The 20342-nt window shown below is 57.9% G+C and carries 12 protein-coding genes; 6 read left to right on the forward strand and 6 right to left on the reverse strand.

Features of this window, described 5'->3' with window-relative positions; translation table 11 throughout:
- Nucleotides 1-382 precede the first annotated feature (382 nt).
- Nucleotides 383-2224: a beta strand repeat-containing protein gene (locus tag TSACC_RS07925; RefSeq protein ID WP_153811333.1), complete on the forward strand. Its 1842-nt coding sequence runs from the start codon at nucleotides 383-385 to the stop codon at nucleotides 2222-2224.
- 226 nt (nucleotides 2225-2450) lie between these two features.
- Here the strand turns inward: TSACC_RS07925 and TSACC_RS07930 are convergent, their stop codons facing one another.
- The 3 genes from TSACC_RS07930 to TSACC_RS07940 all read right to left on the reverse strand — a co-directional run bounded on the left by TSACC_RS07930 (nucleotide 2451) and on the right by TSACC_RS07940 (nucleotide 7193).
- Nucleotides 2451-3983 (reverse strand): alginate lyase family protein, encoded by a 1533-nt coding sequence (locus TSACC_RS07930; protein ID WP_084400306.1) that lies wholly within the window; start codon nucleotides 3981-3983, stop codon nucleotides 2451-2453.
- Between the two features lie 97 nt (nucleotides 3984-4080).
- Nucleotides 4081-5409 carry a DUF2334 domain-containing protein gene (locus TSACC_RS07935; protein ID WP_075078811.1) on the reverse strand — a complete coding sequence of 443 codons (1329 nt, stop codon included), beginning with the start codon at nucleotides 5407-5409 and terminating at the stop codon, nucleotides 4081-4083.
- 95 nt (nucleotides 5410-5504) lie between these two features.
- Nucleotides 5505-7193 (reverse strand): FAD-dependent oxidoreductase, encoded by a 1689-nt coding sequence (locus TSACC_RS07940; RefSeq protein WP_237763921.1) that lies wholly within the window; start codon nucleotides 7191-7193, stop codon nucleotides 5505-5507.
- Nucleotides 7194-7426: 233 nt separating this feature from the next.
- On the opposite strand from TSACC_RS07940, the gene TSACC_RS07945 reads away from it, so the two are divergent.
- The 3 genes from TSACC_RS07945 to TSACC_RS07955 all read left to right on the forward strand — a co-directional run bounded on the left by TSACC_RS07945 (nucleotide 7427) and on the right by TSACC_RS07955 (nucleotide 11081).
- Nucleotides 7427-8863, forward strand: coding sequence for an arylsulfatase (locus tag TSACC_RS07945; protein ID WP_084400598.1), 1437 nt, complete (start codon nucleotides 7427-7429; stop codon nucleotides 8861-8863).
- A gap of 157 nt (nucleotides 8864-9020) precedes the next feature.
- Nucleotides 9021-9827, forward strand: coding sequence for a sugar phosphate isomerase/epimerase family protein (locus TSACC_RS07950; protein ID WP_075078813.1), 807 nt, complete (start codon nucleotides 9021-9023; stop codon nucleotides 9825-9827).
- A gap of 57 nt (nucleotides 9828-9884) precedes the next feature.
- Nucleotides 9885-11081 carry a multidrug effflux MFS transporter gene (locus TSACC_RS07955; RefSeq protein ID WP_202815928.1) on the forward strand — a complete coding sequence of 399 codons (1197 nt, stop codon included), beginning with the start codon at nucleotides 9885-9887 and terminating at the stop codon, nucleotides 11079-11081.
- On the opposite strand, the gene TSACC_RS07960 is transcribed toward TSACC_RS07955, so the two are convergent.
- Nucleotides 11065-11976: an AraC family transcriptional regulator gene (locus TSACC_RS07960; protein ID WP_075078815.1), complete on the reverse strand. Its 912-nt coding sequence runs from the start codon at nucleotides 11974-11976 to the stop codon at nucleotides 11065-11067. The two genes, TSACC_RS07955 and TSACC_RS07960, sit on opposite strands and share 17 nt — an antisense overlap.
- Nucleotides 11977-12062: 86 nt before the next feature.
- On the opposite strand from TSACC_RS07960, the gene TSACC_RS07965 reads away from it, so the two are divergent.
- Both TSACC_RS07965 and xylB read left to right on the forward strand, forming a co-directional pair.
- Nucleotides 12063-14435 carry an alpha-L-rhamnosidase-related protein gene (locus TSACC_RS07965; RefSeq protein ID WP_075078816.1) on the forward strand — a complete coding sequence of 791 codons (2373 nt, stop codon included), beginning with the start codon at nucleotides 12063-12065 and terminating at the stop codon, nucleotides 14433-14435.
- Nucleotides 14436-14535: 100 nt separating this feature from the next.
- Nucleotides 14536-16023: a xylulokinase gene (xylB, locus tag TSACC_RS07970; protein ID WP_075078817.1), complete on the forward strand. Its 1488-nt coding sequence runs from the start codon at nucleotides 14536-14538 to the stop codon at nucleotides 16021-16023.
- A gap of 7 nt (nucleotides 16024-16030) precedes the next feature.
- Here xylB and vccD read toward each other — a convergent pair whose 3' ends face one another.
- Both vccD and vccA read right to left on the reverse strand, forming a co-directional pair.
- The gene (vccD, locus tag TSACC_RS07975; protein WP_075078818.1) at nucleotides 16031-16639 is read right to left on the reverse strand and encodes a Verru_Chthon cassette protein D; all 609 of its coding nucleotides are present in this window, start codon (nucleotides 16637-16639) and stop codon (nucleotides 16031-16033) included.
- The gene (vccA, locus tag TSACC_RS07980; RefSeq protein WP_075078819.1) at nucleotides 16639-20340 is read right to left on the reverse strand and encodes a Verru_Chthon cassette protein A; all 3702 of its coding nucleotides are present in this window, start codon (nucleotides 20338-20340) and stop codon (nucleotides 16639-16641) included. Before vccA ends, vccD begins: the two co-directional genes overlap by 1 nt.
- Nucleotides 20341-20342 lie beyond the last annotated feature (2 nt).

The raw sequence follows: 20342 nt of genomic DNA on the forward strand, positions 1-20342 counted from the left end.
CTAGGCGGATATCGTTAGGTCCCCGACAAGTGGCCGGGCGAGGAATCTCGGCTTTCCATCGCGCACGATTACTTCCCGCGACGCAGGGATTTGAATCGTTTCGGAGGGTGAAACGGAGTCCATGGAGGACTATTAGGCTGGGGGGAGGGGGAAACCAAATCGTTTATTGTTCGTGTTGTAGAATCTCGCGCTTTCGGCGAGCTTCCGTCCGCGAACAGGTGAGATGATGTGAGGGAAATTTCAGGCTGTCGATTTTGATGGTCGGAAGTGGTTTTTGGAAGGCGCTGCACCGGAATTCCCTCGAGGAGAGGGAATCAACAGGTAGAATGGATTTTTTGAGAATTTCGCTTTTGTGCGGCTGGTTGCATTCTAAAATCGTCTCATGAGTAAGTGTCCCCTCACACTTCCGATGCTGTTGATTTGTGCCTCGGCGGCATTTGGACAGACCTCCCAAACCTGGAACTCCGATGTGGCGGGTTCGCTATGGTCCGAAAATACAAACTGGAGTCCCAACGGCAGTCCGGCGGGAAATGACGTGATATTCGGAGATACTTACGGAAAGACAGCGAATTCCACCACGGTCGGAAATGTCGTCGATCAAAGCTATACGCTGAACTCACTGACGTATAATAATACGAATATCGCCGGAAATCCCTGGCAGGTCACCCAGATCAACTCTGGTGTCACGCTGACGCTGAATTCCTCGGCGACCACGGCGCCGAACCCCATTTTCTCCGTCGGCGGAGTGGCGGCAACGGTAACTAGCATTCAAATGAGGGTGGCTATACGCGGAAGCGGCGCCCTGGTGATTGATGAAAGTTCTTCCAGTATCTCTGTGGGCGGGCCATCTTCAGGATCATCCGCGATGCTGGATATGTCGGGGCTGTCGACCTTCAATGCCAACGTGGCGACCCTGAACTTCGGCGGTGATACGAGTCGGTCGACGGGATCGGTTTCCCTCGCAGATGCCAATGTGCTGACGGCTTCCACTATGAACCTCGGCACCTCGACCGGCAGCACGAGCGGTGGAGCGGTGAGTGCGCTCACTCTGGGGCAGACCAATACGATCAATATCTCGACGATCAATGTGGGCAGCAATTACGGTGGAGCTACGATTTCCTATCGTGCGAGCCTGATTGACGCGACGACGGTGATACGTGGGACGAGCGGAGGCTCCGCACGGGCCAATCTCAATATCGGAACATTCGCGAGCACCTTCGGCGTGAACAACTCCAAGAATGGGACAGTTGATCTACGTGGCGGCAGTATTGATGCGTTAATTGATCAGATGAAGGTGGGAACCCGCTCTGAGTCAGGAGCCAACCTCGGCGGCAACACGACGGCCGGCTTTTATATGAAGCAGGGCACCGTGGATGCAAACTCCCTGGTCGTGGGAAGGACCGCATATGGTTCCGGAACCCCGGGGAGTTTAGGGGCTCTCACCGCAACCATCGGCATCGAGGGCGGGTCCTTCCGTGTCAACGGAGATGTCAATATGGCAGAAAATGCCAGCGGGGTCGTTCCAGTGACCGCCTCCATTAATGTCTCGGTCACCGGATCGATGTCAGTCGGAGGCAATGTAACCATGGGAAGCAAGGCGGGAACAGCCGCCACGGTCGCCGCCAATGTCACGGTCTCGGGCGGCACGCTCCTGATCCAGGGAAATCTCACGGAGGGAGCAGGAGGCGATGGAGTCACGTCGACCGTCACAGTGAGCGGCGGCACCCTGAACATGGATCGTGGCAATATCGCGGTGGATACATTCAACTTCACCTCGGGAAAGCTGAAGGACGTCGCGTCTTTCTCGGCAGGCACCTCTGGCGGTCTCAATGTGCAGAATGCATCCACTCTCGCCTATAGCCTGGATGGATCGTTCACCAGCCTGGCTCTGGTGGGAACACTGACTTTGGGCGCAGCGTCAAACCTGGAGCTCACTCTTGCCAGTGGATTTACGCCCGGAGGGAGCTTTGTCCTGGTGGCGAATGACCAGTTGGATTCCATCACTGGAACATTTGCCAAGATCAACGGTTCGGCTTTTGGAGTTGGCAATACGTTTTATCTCAGCAACGACATGGGGACTTTTGAATATCGCCTCAGCTACGCCGGAGGGGATGGAAATGATCTGGTCATTTCGGCTGTTCCCGAACCCGTCACTGGCGCTCTCTTCGTGGGTGCATTGGCCAGCCTGTGGATATTACGTCGACGTGCCACCTCGCAGGGTTAAGGGCTTTCCCCAAACCCGCCGGCATTGATCTGTCCTAGACGGCGGAAGAGGGGACGTGCGGTGAACTGCACGTCGGTAGGGCGGCAGGGAGTTCATGTCGACTCGTTTGTCCAGGGGGCTCGGGCCTGCCTTGGGTACCGCGGGAGGTCTTCTTCATGATGCCTCAAGCAAAAAGGCGCGCTGAGGATAGCGCGCCTTTTCCTGCCTTGGTAGCTCGAGATGAAGGTTACTTTGTCGGACCGGTATTCGAGTGAGTCAGCGTTTCCCAGGCGACATTACACCCGGTGGGCCACACGACGTTCTCGGCGCGGATGCCGGGTTCCACGGGAACCCAGGACCAGGAGCGCCCGTTGATTTCCTTGGTGAGGCAGGGACGCAGAGCCTTGTCGATAAGGGCCTTGGTTTTGGGCAGTTCCATGCCGAGGCGGTTGTGATAGTGATTGTAGCCAGCCTCCACGAACGACTGGATCGGCGTACCACGAACGCGGAAAAATACCGGAGGAACGGTTTCGTCAATACGTAATCCGGAGTTCAGCTCGAGGAACTTCGTGAGCCTTTTCGCCTCCAGGGCATAGAGGTCGATGCCCTGGTGCCAGGCGATTTCCGCGCAGCTTACGAGCGCGGCAAATCCCAGGTCGCAATGGCCCAGGTCGCGGAATGTTTCCGCCGACAAGCCATCTACAAATGCCGCAGCCGGCGCGCCGTTCCAATGGCGACGACCCACACCGAAGTTTTCCTCCAGCTTGTAGAGCGAGGAATCGTCGCCCAGCTTGTTCTCCTTCATGACCGTCAGTATCTCCTGGTCGCGGAACATCCACTTTTTTCCCGGTGAGAGGGCGGCAAGCTCTTCATTGCTGGGCTTGGTCAGCCAGAAGTCGGGGCGGATTGGCTCAGGACCATCCTCTGTCAGGTAGATCCAGCAAGGCACGTAGCTGATCCACCGGTGCATGCCCTCGGCAAAGGCAGCCTTGTCATTGTTGAAGACGCCGATGGCCATCATAGCCTGACAGACGGAGAAGTACCGGTTCCCGAAGGCCATGCGATTGTGAAAGATCGGCAGAAAGGCTTCCTCCAGCATTTCGGAAAAGGCGGCGATTTCGTCCTGTTTCCAGCCATCCCAGGTATAACGCATGATCTCGGCCGCCTCGGCAAACGTGCCTGCGAGCCAGGCTGCCTGCAGATACCAGTTTCCTCCCAGGTTTTCTCGCAGGATGCTCCAGTTATTCAGGATCGCCACCGCATTGCGGGCATATTGCTCGTTGCCGGTGAAGACCCACATGAGTGCCTGGGTATATGCCGCCTTGGCGTCCATCGAAGCGCCGCTGACCCCGCCATCTGCCGCTCCTGCGCCATTGATGCCGGAGCGGATGGTTTTCCGGGGGGTATTGGGTTTGTAGTCAAGCGCCGCCCAGAAGGAGTTCTTCATCTGCTCGAAGGCGCTCTTCCATGGCTCCTCTCCTGCGGCGATCTTGCCTTTTACAAACTCCAACTCCTCTCGGGTATTCAGGATGCCGGGATGGGTGAACTTCTCCGGGATGGCCGGGAGTTTGATGGGACGAGGGGTAAAGGACGGCCGGATCGCTGGAGTATCGGCAGGCTTTGGTGAAGCGTCGGACTCCGATGCGGGGTTATCGCTTTCCGGCGAGTCCGTCTCGGCTGCCTGCACTGAGGACAAGTGAGCGGAAAAGCCGAGGATCAAAAGTGCTGCAGCAACCTGGAGGCGGCGGGACATGCTCTGGAGTGGGGCGGGGAGTGGCATTACGATTTCACCTCTATCGTCGGGTTTCCAAATATGCAAATGTGGGGAAATTCTTCTTGTAGTACCTCAAGCGCACTGCTGTGCATATCGCTATGGTCTATTTGGAGGCAAAATCGGAGGCCTTCACAAACTCCGCCTTTTGCGCGACTAGGAACTCGACGATTTTTATGAACTGATTCCAGCGGTCATCGTTCCAATGGGTGGGATGTCCCTGCATGACAAAGTATTCCGCGCCGCGGTTGTGGGCATATCCTTCGAGGAAGTCGGCATAATTTGGGATGAAGGTCGGGCTTTCGATCGTAACTGCATAACAGCGGCTCAGGACTTTCTTGCCGGCCGGTTGTTTGCCATTTCCGTACATCCAGACCTTGATGTCGGGGGATTCCTCCAGCACCTTTACGGTATTGGCGTCGGTGGCGTTAAAGGGTGCGCCGAAGGAAATGAACGGAAACCCGAGTTTCTCCCTCGCCAGTCGATTGGCATCGGCCATGTGAGCCTTCTGATGATCGAATCCGGTGCCGTTGAATTCCTGCACCTTTTTCCCCTCGGCGTTTGGTCCCTCGGCGTGATCATATCCGTGATTCCAGAACTCGATTTCCCCTGCCGCGTTGCGCTCCTTCGTCCACTGAAAAAACGCGGGAGCATCTTCCTCGAGTCCTTTGGCCACGATCCCAAACGTCACCGGGATGTTCTTTTCCTTGGCGTATTGAGCGACCTTGATCCACTTTGGGTGGACATTCCCGTTGCGCGGTCCGAAATCATCCAGCTTCAAAACGATGCGCGGCGCGGATTTGCCACGGTGGGGGTTGTCGGCGATCTCCTTCTCCAGGAGTGCAAGTCGTGCAGGGTCGGCGGGAGGGATTGGAGCTGCGCCATCGGCATCGCGCTGCATGGGCACGATCTCGCCCAGCTTTTTGACCATGAAGTCATCCAGCATGGCGGTGCCAGGATCGCTATTGGCGGCTGGAATGATCTGGATGCTGAGTGAGGCGGCATTTTCTGGAGCGGCCGCTGCCAGGATGGAGTTCTCCCAAAAAGGCCCTGCGCTCGTGCTGCCCGCGGGCCACTTGCGGATTTTTCCCATGGCAGGCTTGAGGGTGCTGCCACTGGCATCTTTGAATATCATCTTTACCGCAACCCGGCCGCTCTCTTCCTTCGAACCAGTGCTCCAAAATTCCACGGCGTACGTTTCCCCCGGCTGAACGGGTAGCGGCGTGCTGGAGATCTGAAAATCCGACCCGGTTTTCACACGGAGACCCAGCGCGCCGAGGGATGCCGCCTCGGGGACGGCCTCGGCCGGAGCGCCCGGAGAAAGAGTCCATCCGCTCAATCCGTCCTCGAAACCTGCGTTGGCCAGAGGCAACAAGGTATCGGTGGCAATGGCGAGGGGAGTGGCCAGGAGAAAGGCCGCGATAAACCGTTTCATTCCTCAATGATCGAAGAGTTCGCGTCGCGGATAAATCCAAATGGCGGGAGCATTTTGTTCGTCCTGTAGACGGATGCTCCTTTCGGCCGGCGGATTCAGTGGGTGGCCGACATCGGGGAGGGCCAATCGAGGATCTGATGATCAGCGAGTAGCTTCTCGCGGAGTTCCGTATAAGGGAGGGACTGGAGGGAACTGCCGCGATCCATCGCGAGGCAGGCCGCAGTCGCAGCGGATTGCCCGAGCACCATGAAAACCGGCTCCATGCGCATGGAGCCATAGGCGGCATGCGTGGCGGAGGCGCAGACGGGAACGAGCAGATTTCGGCATTCCTCCTCCTTGGGGATGATCGCACGATAGCTGATGCCGTACGGACCTGGGAGCTGGACAAACATGCCGCCCTCGTTTTTCACGAAACCCTTGGGAGAGATGGTATGGCGGATCGCATGGGAGTCCATGGCGTACGAACCCAGACCGACCGGATCGGAGACCGGGTCTTTGCCCAAAGCCGTATTCTCCGTGACCACGTAGTCGGCAACCATGCGACGCGCTTCGCGGATGTAAAGCTGATGCGGCCAGTTTCCCGTACGGTTGAACTCATCCCGCGCGAGCCCCCAGGGGGCATAAAAGTCCCGGATTTCCTGGGGGACGCGAGGGTGATTCTGGAGAGTCCACATAAAGCCGCGCTGGTATTGCTCATGGGCCTTGATGATTTTTTCGCGAGTTGCGTAATCCGCCTCCGGGTATGCAGCGCTCATTCCGATGAAATCGGTGGAGACGTATCCGAGGTTGTTGGAGTCGGTCTTGCGATTAGGCAGGAGATCCAGGGTGATGAATCGCTTCGTTCCGATTTCCAGGGCGCGCAGCAGGAGTTCGTATTGGCTCTCATCGTAATCGGCAGGCTTTTCGATCGCGACGCGGTTCTCCGGCACGTCTGTGAGGCACATGCGGAAATTATACGCTTGGACACCCCTATCTCCCTCACCGGGAGGGAGGCCGTGGTCGGGTTCCACCCGGGGAAGCAGTCCGCTGGCGGGGTCGCCCTTGATGCGGTAGGGATCGATGCCTTCGGGGAACTTCGCCGGGCTCAACAGCGAGCGAACTCCATTATTGGTCTCTTGGTAGCGGCTGTTGGGTTCGCGCCCCACGATATACGAGACACCGGCTGCGGCCAGAAGGTCACCCTCGTAGGAGGCATCGATGAACATGCGCCCATCGAATGTGCGGCCAGATTCCATTGTGATGGAGGAGATGGTCTGGTTTCCTTTGTGGACGCCCGCCGTGCGGTTCAGTCGCTCGCTGCGTACGATGGTGATGTGAGGATCTGCCGCCAATTGTTCGAAAAGAGACTCCGCCACTCCGGGCTCGACGATCCACATCGTTTCATCGCCTTCGGCGAGCTTGCCATGCTGGCCGGGCATGGAGCGCCGGGGTTCCCATTTCCACGAGTCATCCTTCTGATAATGCTGCCATACGCGATGAAAGTACTCGCGGGCGATGCCTCCAATCGTGCTGGGATCGCCGACATCGACCCACCCGAGGCCCCCAGCGGTCATTCCTCCCAGCCGGCCACCCGGTTCGATGAGCGTCACGGACTTTCCCATGCGAGCTCCTTGAAGCGCCGCGGCTACGCCTGCTGGCGTACCTCCGTAAATGACGAGATCGGAAGAACTGCCCTTTGCGCAGGAAATTGGGGAAAGGCCGACGATCACCGAGAGGGCCAGCGTCATGCACGCGATGTATCTGGCGGGAAGAGATGGTATGAACCGGGAGGTCGCGAGAACCATGAGTCCCTTTTTAGGGAAAGTGTCGCAGATTGCCAACATGCAAGCCGTCTTCCTGTAGATCGATCCCCTCCTTGCCGAAGAGGAATAAATGTGTTGATTATATTTATATATCGATACATTTATGTGTGTGAACGCTCCGCCCGGTCGGATGTTCGGTGTGCTATATCGCGATGTGCCGGAACGATTCCCCCCTCACGGAGTCATCACAGAGTCGTCGGAAAGAGATGGGAAAAATGAAATCCAATTTGGTGGCCAAGCGCGCGTTTGGTGGAATCTCGAGAGCAGGAAAGGCGGGGAAGGCGCTGGCATGCCTCGCCGCGATGTGGGGCTTGCATGGCGGACTCGAGGCCGCCGAGGGCAAACCGAATATCATCTTCATCCTGGCCGATGACCTGGGATATGGAGATCTCGGCTCCTATGGGCAGACAAAGGTGCAGACGCCCGCACTCGATCAGATGGCCAAAGAGGGGATGCGGTTCACGCAGTTTTACGCGGGAGCCACGGTATGCGCCCCTTCTCGATCGGTCTTGCTGACAGGATTGCATGGAGGGCATACGGCGGTGCGTGCGCTGCCGTATCATGCCGTCCCGCCTTACAAGGATGGTGAGCCGCCCATCCCCGCCAGCGCTCCGTCGTTGGGCACACTCGCAAAAGATGCGGGATACAGCACCGCAATCATTGGCAAGTGGGGCTTGGGGGCAGTCGGTAGCGAGGGCGATCCCAACAAGCAGGGCTTCGAGCTGGCTTACGGGTACATCGATCACGGAGAGGCGCATAATTACTACCCGAAATTCCTCTGGCGCAATGGCGCGAAGGAGCCTGCGAGCGGGTACTCGCACGATCGCTTCACCGAGGAGGCACTGAAGTTTCTCAATACCAACAAGGACAAGCCCTTTTTTATCTATCTCCCCTACACGATTCCGCACTTCAACCTCAACCCGCCTTCAGTCGATCCATATGCGGAAAAGGACTGGCCGCAGGTGGGTAAGCAGCGGGCTGCGATGATCACCCGACTGGACCGCGATGTCGGCAGGATCCTCGATGAACTGAAGAAGCTGGGTATCGCGGACAATACGCTGGTCCTCTTTACCAGTGACAATGGTCCGACGCCAGAGAGTGGCGCACCGTTGGAGCTCTTCAACTCCGCAGGCGGCCTGCGCGGCATCAAGCGGGATCTCTACGAGGGAGGAATTCGCGTGCCGTTGATTGCGTGGTGGCCGGGGACGGTTCCTTCCGACACCACATCGGATTTCGTCGGGAGCTTTTGCGACGTCCTGCCGACTCTGGCCCAGGTGGAGGGAGTACCCATTCCTCCCGGCATGGACGGAGTCTCCATGCTGCCGGAGTTGAAAGGAAAGCACCCGGAGCAGCAGCAACACACCGTGCTGTACTGGGAGACGGTGGAAAAAGGCGGAGCCCAGGCTGTCCGTATGGGGCGATGGAAGGGCGTGCTCAAGGGAATCTGCTCCAAGTCGCCAGGGAAATTTGAACTCTATGATCTCAATACGGACCCGGCCGAGAAAACCGACCTCGCCGCCCAGCATCCAGAGCAGGTAAAAATCCTGATGGAGGCCATCAAAAAGGAACATGTCACCTCGCCAATTTTCCCGCTCAATGTCGAGGAGCGGCAGGCAGCGCAAGCGACCAATGCCCGGGTTCCCTCTCCCTGAATTGATCGGGCCGCGGCGGGTCGAGGTAGATCCAATGAGAGGCTGATGCCAGAGGACGATCCTCCCTCTATCCCATAGTGTGAAGAGGGCTGGTGAGAAGTCTGCTTGGTGTCACCCGGGGTTACTTGATAAGAAGTTCCAAGCGGGCAGCCGCCTCATGAAAATCTATCTGCATACTATCGCCTTGGAACCGGCGCGCTGGACCCCGCAGCGGGTTTCGCAAACGCTTCCGGTTCTCCTTCCACTTATCGCGGAGGCTGGATTTCCGGAAGTGGAAATCTTCGAGCCGCATCTGACCGCCGAGACGATCTCCTCCGAGATCCGGGATGCTTTTGCCAGCAATAATATCACCCCGGTAATTCTCAGCTCCTATCTGAATCTCAACCCAACCGTTACCACGGACTCCCAGGTCGATTCCCTGGTTGATCAGATTGCCGAACGCATCGAATTTTACGGCTTTCAGAAGATTCGCCTCTTTCCCGGCGCGGGAATGAAGCCGGATGATGCCGAGGGCGTGCAGGCGCTCCGGGAAAGGTTGCAGCGTGTCGCTGCACGCATTCCCGACACGGAGATCCTACTCGAAACCCATGATGGTTCCGTGGCGGACGATCCGCGTGCGCTCGTACGACTGGTCGAGGAAATCGCCAATCCGAAGGTGGGGCTTCTGTTTCAACCGACTTTTTTCAAGGATGTGGACCTTATCCGGGAGCAACTTGAGTTGGAAAAGCCGTACATCCGGCACATTCACCTTCAGAACCGGAAGCCGGATGTGTCGTTCGAAACCATGGAGGCTGGTGTTGTGCCTTGGGGCGAGCTTCTCAGTGGCATCGCAGACGGAGTGGAGGCCACGATGGAATTTGTTCCTGTGGGCATTTGCGGCGTCGAGAGCTTTGATCTCGCAAAAACCATCGAAGAGGCCAGAAGCGAGGTTGCCTATGTGCGGCAGTTGCTGGCCAAGGCATAAAGTCCGACGGGCGAGAGCGACTGCGGGATGAAAAGTACGGCGGGACACCATAAAGGTGTGCCTTTTCTTCTGGCGGCGCTCTCTGCCTTGGGGCCGTTTTCGATAGACGCATATCTGCCGTCGTTTCGTGATATTGGACATCACTTTGGGGCATCACCCTTGGTGGTGCAGCAGACGATCACGGCATATCTGCTGCCATTTGGCGCCATGACCTTATTTCATGGCGCCCTTTCGGACAGCTTCGGACGGCGGAGGGTGACACTGATCATGGTGGCCATCTTTGTGCTGGCTTCGATCGGGTGCATGTGCGCCTGGAGCATTGAGTCGTTGATTTCTTTTCGTGTACTGCAGGGCCTGAGCGCTGGAGGCGGGATGATCATCGGCCGTGCCATGGTGCGCGACTTGTTCGATGGCATCGAGGCGCAACGTTTGATGAGCCAGATCGCGGTAGTGTTTGCAATAGCGCCTGCGCTTGGCCCGATTGTCGGAGGATGGCTGCAGATGGCCGTGGGCTGGCGTGCGGTGTTTGGCTTTCTCGTGGTATTCTCGGCGCTCGTTTGGCTGGCATGCTGGAAGGCATTGCCGGAAACCCTGCCGCATGCAAATCGGCAGCCTCTGCATCCCTTGCATCTTTTGCGAGGATATTGGGGCGCTCTCAGTTCCATCCAATTCGTCACGCTCGCCGTGACATTGACCCTGAATTTCTCCGCGGTCTTCGTCTACATCGTATCCGCTCCGGCATTTATCTTTGGCATTTTGAGGCGGCAGGAGACGGAGTTTTTCTGGCTTTTTGGTCCGATCACGGCGGGAATGATGCTGGGGACGGCTTTGGCGGGCAGACTCGCGGGCAGGCTTTCCTCCGCGAGGATATTGACGTCGGCCTACGGCCTCATGTTTGCCTCGGCGCTGGGTAATTTTGTGTTCAGCCTCACACACCCGCCATCCTTGCCCTGGAGCATTGTGCCGCTCTTCTTTTATGTTGTCGGGAGCGCCATGGGGATGCCGACCCTGACGATTATGGCCCTGGATATTTTCCCGCACCGCAGGGGGCTGGCATCTTCATGCCAGGGATTTATCCAGACATCCGGGAATACGATTATCACCGCTGTGGCTGCTCCCGCGCTGTGGAGTTCCGCGCTTTACCTGTCCATGGGAATGCTTGGGATTTTCCTGACGAGCGGGGTGGCGCTGCTGGCGTATTCCTTATTGAGTCGAGCCTCCCGGAAAAGACTTCCGATCAGAACGCCCGGTTAGGGGCGGTCTCCCCCAGCGATCGGGTCATCTTTCGGCGATAGGATGACGCGCTGACTCCAAAGTGACGTTGGAAGCTGGTGGCGAACTGCTTCGGTTCCGGCCATCCCACAGCGACGCCGATATCTCCGATGCGAGTTGACCCCGAAAGGAGCAGGGTGGCAGCGCGTTCCGCCCGGATGCGGGAGAGAAATTTCATCGGGCTGCTTCCGGTTTCGGTCCGGAAAAGGCGCACCAGATAGCTTGGGTTGAGTCGGAGCTGAGCGGCGAGCCTGTCCAGAGTCCAGTCCTCCGCGATACCCGAGTGTATGAGATCAAGGGCCTGTCGAATCGAGGGGTGCATTTCCAATGGCTTCACAACCGGCCGGTCCTTCGTTTGGACAAGTGTCTGGAGAAAGTCAAAAATCAGTAATAATCTTGCGAGGAGCGCTGTACGAGATCTCTTGCCCGTATAAGCTCGCTCCAGGTCGGCGAGCAACGGGTGGAGGGTCTTGAGACGACGAGGGGAAGCCCGGAGTTTTTGTACTGGAGCGAAGCCTCGTGGGCTGGAAATACCGAGGAGCTGGCCGAAAGAAGGGTCATCTTTCATCCAGCCGAGTTCCTTTTCCATCAATACCGGGGAGAGTAGGCAATTGAAGACCTCGAAATGTCTGCAATCACAGTATCCATGCCATGCCCCCGGTGGAATGATATGGATGTCCCCAGCGGAGCTTCGCTCCTCCCCATCGACGACGAAATGACGCGCATTTCCGTGGAGAATGAATGCGATCTCCAGAAAATTATGGTCATGAGCTACCACGTCCTGCTGTCCGCGCAAATGGTTCAGAAAGAGCCAGGAGGAAGGCTGGACCTCGAGGTGATTGACCGGCCGGTCGGAGGATAAGGTGACGCCATTCATGGCCGCCGCAATATGTCAATTTATGGGAAATAAAAGAAGCGGATTTCGGTAACGCTGTTTTTTCCGTTGCGATCAAATACACTCCCATGAGTGCGATTCCCTCCACCAAGGTCCCGGATATTATCACCAAGGCTTTTTGGATCTGGCCGGACAGTCTCTGCTGGGATCTGGGAAACTGTTATGCCCTGTTCCGGAAAAGCTTTTCGCTAAAGTCCCTGCCAAGAAAGGCACCATTCTACATTACGGCGGACCAATCGTATCAGCTCTACATCAATGGACGTTATGTATGTCGTGGGCCGGCGCGCGGATTTCAGCATTCCTGGCCTTATGATGAGGTGGATGTCCGGGAGTGGTTGCGGAAAGGGCGCAATGTCATCGCGGTAAGAGCGTACAACCCGGGCCGGAGCAACTTTCAGTATCTTCATCAAGGGTATGCCGGTTTGCTGGTCGCAGCGCGCTGGGGTGGGGTGGAGATCACGACGGACAAGTCCTGGAGCTGTCGTCGGCAGCGGGGTGTCAACCGTGCGACTGTGCCGACGAGTTTGCAGTTGTTTCCTCAGGAGGATATCGATCTGCGCCTTGAAGATCCGGGTTGGATGCTGCCGGGATTTCAGGAGGACGAAACCTGGACTCCTCACGAATATGGGGCGGCAGTCTGGAACAGTATGCCATGGGCATCGCTGGAGGAACGGGGACTCCCGATGCTCGATGAGGCGCTCGTTCCCTCCGGCTCTTGCATCGGCCAGGCCTCCGGTCGCAGCATGACTGATTGGCGCGTTACGCGAAATCTGGCCATCAATAGGTATAACGAAGGCCTCGGGCATGAATCCTGTACCGCATCAGCCGAGAAGAGTGAGTTCTTGCCAGTCCGGAAGGGTGGGTGGAGAAGCCTCCTGATCGATTTTGGAAAGGTCGTCGTGGGGAGTGTGATTCTATCCGTCGAGGGAGCCTCGGGCGGCGAGTGCGTAGAGACTTTTCATACGGAGACGATCGATCCAGAAAAGCTCGAGCCCCATTTCCTTCCAGAGGCTCATTGTCGGATGGCATTTGCCCACCGCCTGACGTGCCGCCCAGGCGGGCAGGAGCACCAGTTTTTCCATCCCTTCGGGTTCCGCTATCTGGTACTCACCGTGCGGGAAAACCCGGGCACGCTTCGAGTAGGCGTCTCGTTGCGCACAGCAGTCTATCCGCTCGAGCAGAAAGGCAGTTTCCAGTCCTCCGAGGGCGCTCTGGAGAAGATCTGGGAAGCCTGTGCCTGGACGGAGCGTATCTGCAGCATGGATGCCTACGTCGATACACCATGGCGAGAGCAGGCCCAGTGGTGGGGAGATGCCCGGGTCCAGGCCTGGAATACCTTTCACCTGAGCGGGGATGCCCGGTTGCTGCATCGCGGTATCCGCCAGGTCGGCGCCATGACCACGCCGACCGGCATCACCTACGGACATGCTCCGACGATGGCGCACAATTGTATCCTGCCAGATTTTACTCTGATCTGGATGGCAACGCTCTGGGACGAATATTGGCAGACTGGATCGATTGAGTCCTTCCTCGTTCAACAAGGCACCATTGCCTCCGCTCTTGCGTACTTTGAGGAGTGGACGAATCCGGAAACGGGGCTTTTGAAGTATGACCAGAGATATTGGCTCTTCCTTGACTGGACCGATATCCAGAAGGATGGAGAGTCGGCGATTTACAGCTTCTGGCTGCTGTATGCTCTCGATCGGCTGAGCACGTTGTATAGTGTGGCGGGCCAGCGGCCCGCTGCAGCGCGCTGTCGACGTTGGGCGATGAGGGTCAGAAGGGCTCTCCTGGGTTTGCAAGGAAAGGACGGTCTGATCTCCGACGGCATCCGTGTCAATGGAAGGAGAAATGCCCACTGCTCCGTTCACGCCCAGACGCTCGCCTTGATGAACCGGCTCTCCCCGCGGCACGACAGCGTCTTTGTTGAGAAGAGCCTGCTACCGTTCCTCCGGGGTGAGCTGAAGTCGGAAATCACGCCGTCTGCGTACTGGATTACCTATGTATATACCGAACTGGCCTCACGCGGGTATGGCGCGGAGGTCGTGGCCGATATCGAAAAGCGCTGGCAGGAGATGGCGGAGTTTGGGACGACATTTGAGGGATTCCACGGCGAGTTGGGGAACGGAAGCCGATCGCACGCGTGGTCGGCACATCCGTTGTTTCATTTGATGCAGATTCTGGGCGGGGTGAGGCAATCTGCGCCCGGTTGGAGTGAAATCACGTTTGAACCGGTCATAGTCGGGAGTCATGCGAGCACGAAGACCCCGAGTCCCCATGGCCTGATCCTGGCGGAGTGGCGTCGAGGAAAGGGAGGAGATCATGTGCAGGGATCGCTGACACTGCCTGCTGGTGTGAAGGCTTTGATTCGCCTGCCTGATCAGCGGCCTCATGAAGTGGATGGCCCCTGCCGCTATCGATTTACCGCAAAGGTGCCGTAGCTGTCAGCCATATCCCTGGAGGGGCGTCTCGCAAAGCCGAGGCGCTCGGCACGCGCGAGGGGAGCTTGGATTTCTCGCGGAGACCGCTACGGTTTGCTTCATGATCCTCCTTGGCATTGATTGCGGCACCCAGAGCACCAAAACGATTGCTGTCGATGGTGAAACCGGGGCGGTATTGGCGGTGGGCCAGAGGTCGCATGCCTTCGTAAGCGGTCTGGCCGCTGAGGCTGCGGAGCAAGATCCCCGCCAATGGGTGCAGGCCTTGGAGGAATCGGCCGATGAGGTGATGAAAAAGCTGGGCGACCGCCGTCGCGAGGTCGCAGCCATCGGAGTGAGCGGACAGCAGCACGGGCTGGTCGCGCTGGATCGGGCCGGGACTCCGGTGCGACCGGCGAAACTCTGGTGTGATAACTCCACGGTTGTCCAATGCGAACAACTGACGGCTGCCCTGGGAGGACCCGCCAGGACAGTTGAAACTGTCGGCAACAGTATGCGGACTGGCTACACCGCGCCGAAGATCCTCTGGCTGAAACAGCAGGAACCGGAGAACTGGAATCGAACGGCCACCGTGCTCTTGCCGCATGACTATCTGAATTTCTTCCTCACTGGAAAGGCGCGGATGGAATTCGGCGATGCATCAGGTATGGCGTTGCTGGATGTCAGGAATCGGGTGTGGTCGGAGGATGCGATCCGGGCTATTGGCGCCGAGTTGTGGGAAAAGCTGCCTCCGCTTGCATCGTCTCGCGAACCTGTGGGTGAGTTGCGTGAGGAACTGCGGGCCCGATGGGGACTCGCGCATGGTGTGATGGTAAGCGCTGGTGGCGGAGACAATATGATGGCGGCGATCGGAACGGGAAACATCCGGCCCGGCGTGGTTTCGGCAAGTCTGGGTACGTCCGGCACACTTTTTGCCTATTCCTCCGGACCCATCATTGACCCTACGGGAGAGATCGCGGGGTTTTGTGACAGTACCGATGCCTGGTTGCCCCTGGTTTGCACGGTCAATGTCACGCTGGTCACCGAGCATGTGAGGAATCTCTTTGGCTGGGATCACGTCAGGTTTGAAGCCGAGATCAGCAAGGTGCCTGCGGGGGCGGACGGGTTGTTTTTCCTGCCTTATCTGACAGGTGAGCGCACGCCGGATTTACCGCAGGCCACCGGAGCGCTTAGTGGAATGACTCTCCAGAATTTCTCGCCCGCTCATCTGGCACGCGCTGCCGTCGAGGGAGTCACTCTGGGCTTGGGCTATGGGCTGAACCGACTCAGGTCGTTCGGGCTTCGGGCCGCAGAGACTCGACTGACCGGCGGGGCGAGCAAGAGCGCGGCGTGGCGACAGATTTGTGCCGATGTCTTTGATGGGGAAACGGTGTGCCTGACAACTAGCGAAGGCGCTGCCATGGGAGCTGCCATCCAGGCTGGAGCGACATTGGCGGGTGGTACCGACTGGGGGGAGGCTCTCACTTCACTGACTGCGCGGTGTGTTCACATTGATGAATCCACCCGCTGCGTGCCGGATGTGGCCCGCCGGGCAGTCTATCAGGAATTGCAGGAGGTGTTTTCCGAGCGGTGTCGCCCGGTTCAGCGATGATCAGGAGTTACGGGCGATAAACCCGGGCCTTTCCGGTCGCCGGGGAGATACCGATAACGGCATAGTTTGCCGGCAGGCTCGCGAGACCGTTTCCCTCCCCTGTGCGATGAATGGTCAAGTAGTGCTGGCTGCTGGACGACAGGGTCGGCACTCCATTCGGTTGAAAGCGCAAATACCAGCAGTCGTAATTTGTGCCGAGAGACCCAATGACAGGCGCTGACCCGCCACCCCATTGCTTGGTATTGGCGGAGGAGACAAAAGAAGAAAGCTGTGAGCCTGTGTCGATCCCGATGCCTGTCGCCAACCGGATCAGACCGCCTTTTGCACCGGTTGTGCCATCGGGGTCTACGAGCCGCATCTGGTACGAGGAGATAAAGGGTTCATTCTTGGGCTTGAGAAACCACACCTCGACCGGTTGATTCTTTGCAATTGCAACCTCGCGCGCGAGGGAGAGTGTGTCCAGGAGTTGATTGGCCGATGCGGTCAACTGGGCCGACTGGCTATTGCCTACGCCTGTGACGACCAGCACGCCTACCAGCGACGCGATCGCGATGACGATCAGCAGTTCGATCAGTGAAAACGCTTTGCGTTTACTGGATGGTGCCGAAGCAGGCATCACGGCTGGAACCTCCTGGTTTCGGTGACACGATAGCGATAATAGCCCTCGATGGATTTATCGAAGTTCGCCGCGTTTGCGAAATCCGGCAAATCCTGTTCTCTGTCGAGATAGCGATTAATCGTATAGGAACCGCGATATTCCGAGGCGATGCGCTTCGCGTTTTCCGTCCACACACCGTCCGCGCCATTCGGGTCGGGTTTCAGGACCTGCACGCGGACATGGACGGTGAATGTATTCGACTTGGTCGTGAGGCGCGAGTACAGGCCGTTATAGGGGCGTTCACGTGTATTGTCTCCAGTGAGCTTATTATTGCCCCAGAAGGTCTCGGCGTCGGAGTCCGAGGTCCACGATTGATTGCTCGGCACCAGGTAGATTCCGCAGATTTGTGCGGCCGAGCGAAATATCTCGCCCTTGTCAAACAGGGCTTTGAACTGACGTAGAGAGCCCGTCGATTCGCCAGCGGTGACACCATCGGACTCCAGAACCTTCACGGGATTGCGATAGTTCAGTGACGGATTTCCGGAGGTTGTGCGGGATTTATACTTTCCTGCGTCGGTCGTGGGCACGGCGATCACATACTCTGACCCCAGGGTCCCAATGAGAGCAGTGGCTCTCGTTACATAGGTGAAAGGCGCCAGTTGGTAGTTCATATTGACCTTTCCTTCCGTGGCAAAGGTCGTGCTGATCGCATACGGTTCGACCACCGGCATCCAGAACCAGTCGAGCATGAGATAATCCTTTGGGTCGGTGGTCTGGCCAAAGTGGTTTCTCTGCGGACGGAAGAGCAGGGTTCGCCACGGCACAGCTGTCATGCCACCGACCGGGACGCCTGTTGAGAGTGAGCCAAACATGACGGGGGAGGCGAGATTGCGGTTGGGGCTCGAGTATCCCCTTGCATCGGTGAGAAGACCGGAGTCTCCCTGCATATAGTAGGTATAGGTGTCCTTGTTGCCCGTCCAGGTATCCAGGAAATACTGCATGCCCACCTCATCCGGCTTGTTGATATAAGGGCCGTCGGGGATGATGCCGAGGCCATTGTCCCAGTCTCCCGTGGAGTCCGGGCCATTGGGGTCGGAGACCAGACCGGTGATGGGCAGGAAGTCACCATAGGTGACGCCCTTGACCAACTGGCCGGGACTGTTGAATCCCGTGGAAACCTTGAATCCGGTGTTGGGAAACGCTTCGCGCATCGAGTGCAGGGACTGCTTGGTTTCATCGAGCCCGGAGGGATGAACGAAGGTGGAGTCTGGTACAGTCCGCAGGGCTGAAACGAGGCGCAGATCGCCGTTGAACGTGGCCACTGCGGAGCGCGTGATGTCCGTTGTGTCAACGATCGGATAATCTGCGTTATTGCCTGATCCGAAGAATGCGTCAAAGAGCCGATAGTCGAATCTCGACTTGTTCTTGACCGGGACGCTGAGGTTGGAGAATGGCGGCAAGGTAACGGTCATTTCCTGCACCAGATAGCCGGGATTGCCCGCTTTCCCTTCTCCCACCTGATCTGCCCAGAAGATTTTCAGGTGCAACGTGCCGCCGGTGAAGCTGAGTTTGTCGTCCTTGTTGACCAGGATATCATTGCCCCGGAAAGCGTAGGTGCTGGTATCGCCGCTGGCCTTTTCCACAAACATGGGCCGTGGACCGGCTGCTCCTCCCCAGAAAAATGGGAACCATGATCCATTGTGCCATCGCACCGCTTTTGGAACGGAGCTGAATACCGAGCCCGCCGCGGGTGCGCTGAACAACGGCTTTTCCGTGCCATTTACGGAAAGCTTGAGCCCCAACAGGTCCGCTGTGTCGATCTGGACGCGCATGTTGGGGTAGAGAATCGGCGGCCCCATCGAGGGCGAGAACAGGTTGATATAGATCGCGGGAACGATGGTGGGGTTGTCCACCACGGTGGTGTCTTTGGATACGCCGATATTGATAGCGACTTCGCTGATCGAGTGGAATCGACCGAACCCTTTCGTGCCGAACTCCGAGATGTAGATGGGAGTCACCTGACCGCGCCCCATATCATAACTCCTCACTGGCGAGCTAAAGCTGCTCAGGGGAGCGGTTTCCTGACGGAATTTTGTGTAGGTGTGATCCGTGGCGGGTGTCGTCCCAAACAGCATCGCATCGGTTACGTTGGTCGACCGAATATAGTCGAAGATTTCGGTGAGGATCTGATCCATGCCGGGCCGCGTGTATTTTGCGACAAAGTTGTTTCCAAATCCCGGTATCTCTGTTCCGGAAAGTCGGCGTAGATAACCGAAGAGTTCCTTGTTCCGGGAAATATTCTCGTAGTCGGATGTCGGGCTGGTCGAGTCGGCGCGGGTGAAAAAATAGGAGGCGGGCTTGGAGGAGGCGGCATTCAGTGTGGCAGCGCTGGCGATCATGCGATCGAAACGGGTCGCATAGGCGCTCGTGGCATTGCTGAGGAAGTCGTTGTGGATGGGCCACATCGCGATGCGAGGCTTTCCGAAGAGATTGATCTCCGGGGCCTCGCTTGAGGCGGTGAGGACAAACTGGAGACGGTTCAGGTCGCTGCGGGTGACGAGTTGCTTCTGCGCGCCTCCCTGTTCGACATAGGTATTGAGACTCCGTTTGCCACCAGAGGCATTCTGGCTGAATATCCATTCATCCAGAGTGGTATATGGTGTGGCTCGTGCAGGTGAGGCCATTGTGGCTGGGTCCTCCAGCTTGCCCGCAAGGTCCCAGAAGGTGACGGTGCCACCCTGCGATCCGCCCCATTGGAGGAACGGAGTGACGCCTGTTATCGCGCGGGATCTCACAAATGGGCTGGCAGGCGCCAGGTCGGGGATCACGGTGCTAAGGCGTGTCTGCGCTGGATGCCCGATATAACGTTGAAATTCCCGTGCCGCGGGCGGGGTTACGGCAAACTGGCGGTCCCCGATAGCCTGTGCCGCAGTGGGACTCTTGACCGGTAATGCGCTGTCGAATCTCGGGCTGTCGAAATAGGTGCCATCGGCAGCAGTGTTGATGTTCAGCTTGCAAGTTTCGTCATCTGCCCAGAAGGCGATCCGGCCCACGATCGGATTGCTCTTGCTCGCTCCATCGACTTTGATGCTTCCGCTGGAGCCGCCTCCCTCCCCGGGCACCAGTGTGCCATCTCGCAGCACATAAAGCCATCTTACCGGCATGGGCGCGGTGTTGGATCCCGAGGGGCGCGCCGATTGATCGATGTCGAAGCCGGGAATTGCCTTGCTGGAGTTATTGCTGAACTTTGCGCCGATCGGGTCCATGATCGGGTAGAGCTTGGTATTGCCATCAGCGGAGAGCACCGGGCTGTTGAGATCGGTAAAAACTCCGCCCCCTTCCCATGTGCCGGTAGGGAGGTCTGCCGTCAACTGGCTGAGTCCAGCGGACCCCGGTGAGGATTGGATCATCTTCTGGGCGGAGTAGAGCTTGAACCAGGTCGTCTCCTGGCCCTGATTATCATAGCACCTGATCATTCCCGGCTGGGAGGCCCAGGCGGTGGAGGGGCCTTGTGTGGTGGCTTCCTGCAGTTGGGAAATCACGGTTTGCACTGCGACGTTCGCCAGTCGCATGGCATTGTCTGCCGAGGCGTTGGCGTCGGTGGCCTGGGTATCGGTGCCCACGGTGCTCAATGTCGCCGTGATGAAGATCGCCACCAGCACGATGAGCAGCAGGGTGATGACGAGGGCAAAGCCCCGGGTGCGGGAAGGTTGGTTCACGA

The organism is Terrimicrobium sacchariphilum (assembly GCF_001613545.1).
In the GTDB taxonomy this organism is placed as follows: Bacteria; Verrucomicrobiota; Verrucomicrobiia; order Chthoniobacterales; family Terrimicrobiaceae; genus Terrimicrobium; species Terrimicrobium sacchariphilum.

Excerpts from the sequence above, each read along its gene's own strand:
- TSACC_RS07925 (WP_153811333.1), top strand. The coding sequence starts at position 383 with ATGAGTAAGTGTCCCCTCACACTTCCGATGCTGTTGATTTGTGCCTCG.
- TSACC_RS07930 (WP_084400306.1), bottom strand. The coding sequence starts at position 3,983 with ATGCCACTCCCCGCCCCACTCCAGAGCATGTCCCGCCGCCTCCAGGTT.
- TSACC_RS07935 (WP_075078811.1), bottom strand. The coding sequence starts at position 5,409 with ATGAAACGGTTTATCGCGGCCTTTCTCCTGGCCACTCCCCTCGCCATT.
- TSACC_RS07940 (WP_237763921.1), bottom strand. The coding sequence starts at position 7,193 with ATGGTTCTCGCGACCTCCCGGTTCATACCATCTCTTCCCGCCAGATAC.
- TSACC_RS07945 (WP_084400598.1), top strand. The coding sequence starts at position 7,427 with ATGAAATCCAATTTGGTGGCCAAGCGCGCGTTTGGTGGAATCTCGAGA.
- TSACC_RS07950 (WP_075078813.1), top strand. The coding sequence starts at position 9,021 with ATGAAAATCTATCTGCATACTATCGCCTTGGAACCGGCGCGCTGGACC.
- TSACC_RS07960 (WP_075078815.1), bottom strand. The coding sequence starts at position 11,976 with ATGAATGGCGTCACCTTATCCTCCGACCGGCCGGTCAATCACCTCGAG.
- TSACC_RS07965 (WP_075078816.1), top strand. The coding sequence starts at position 12,063 with ATGAGTGCGATTCCCTCCACCAAGGTCCCGGATATTATCACCAAGGCT.
- xylB (WP_075078817.1), top strand. The coding sequence starts at position 14,536 with ATGATCCTCCTTGGCATTGATTGCGGCACCCAGAGCACCAAAACGATT.
- vccD (WP_075078818.1), bottom strand. The coding sequence starts at position 16,639 with ATGCCTGCTTCGGCACCATCCAGTAAACGCAAAGCGTTTTCACTGATC.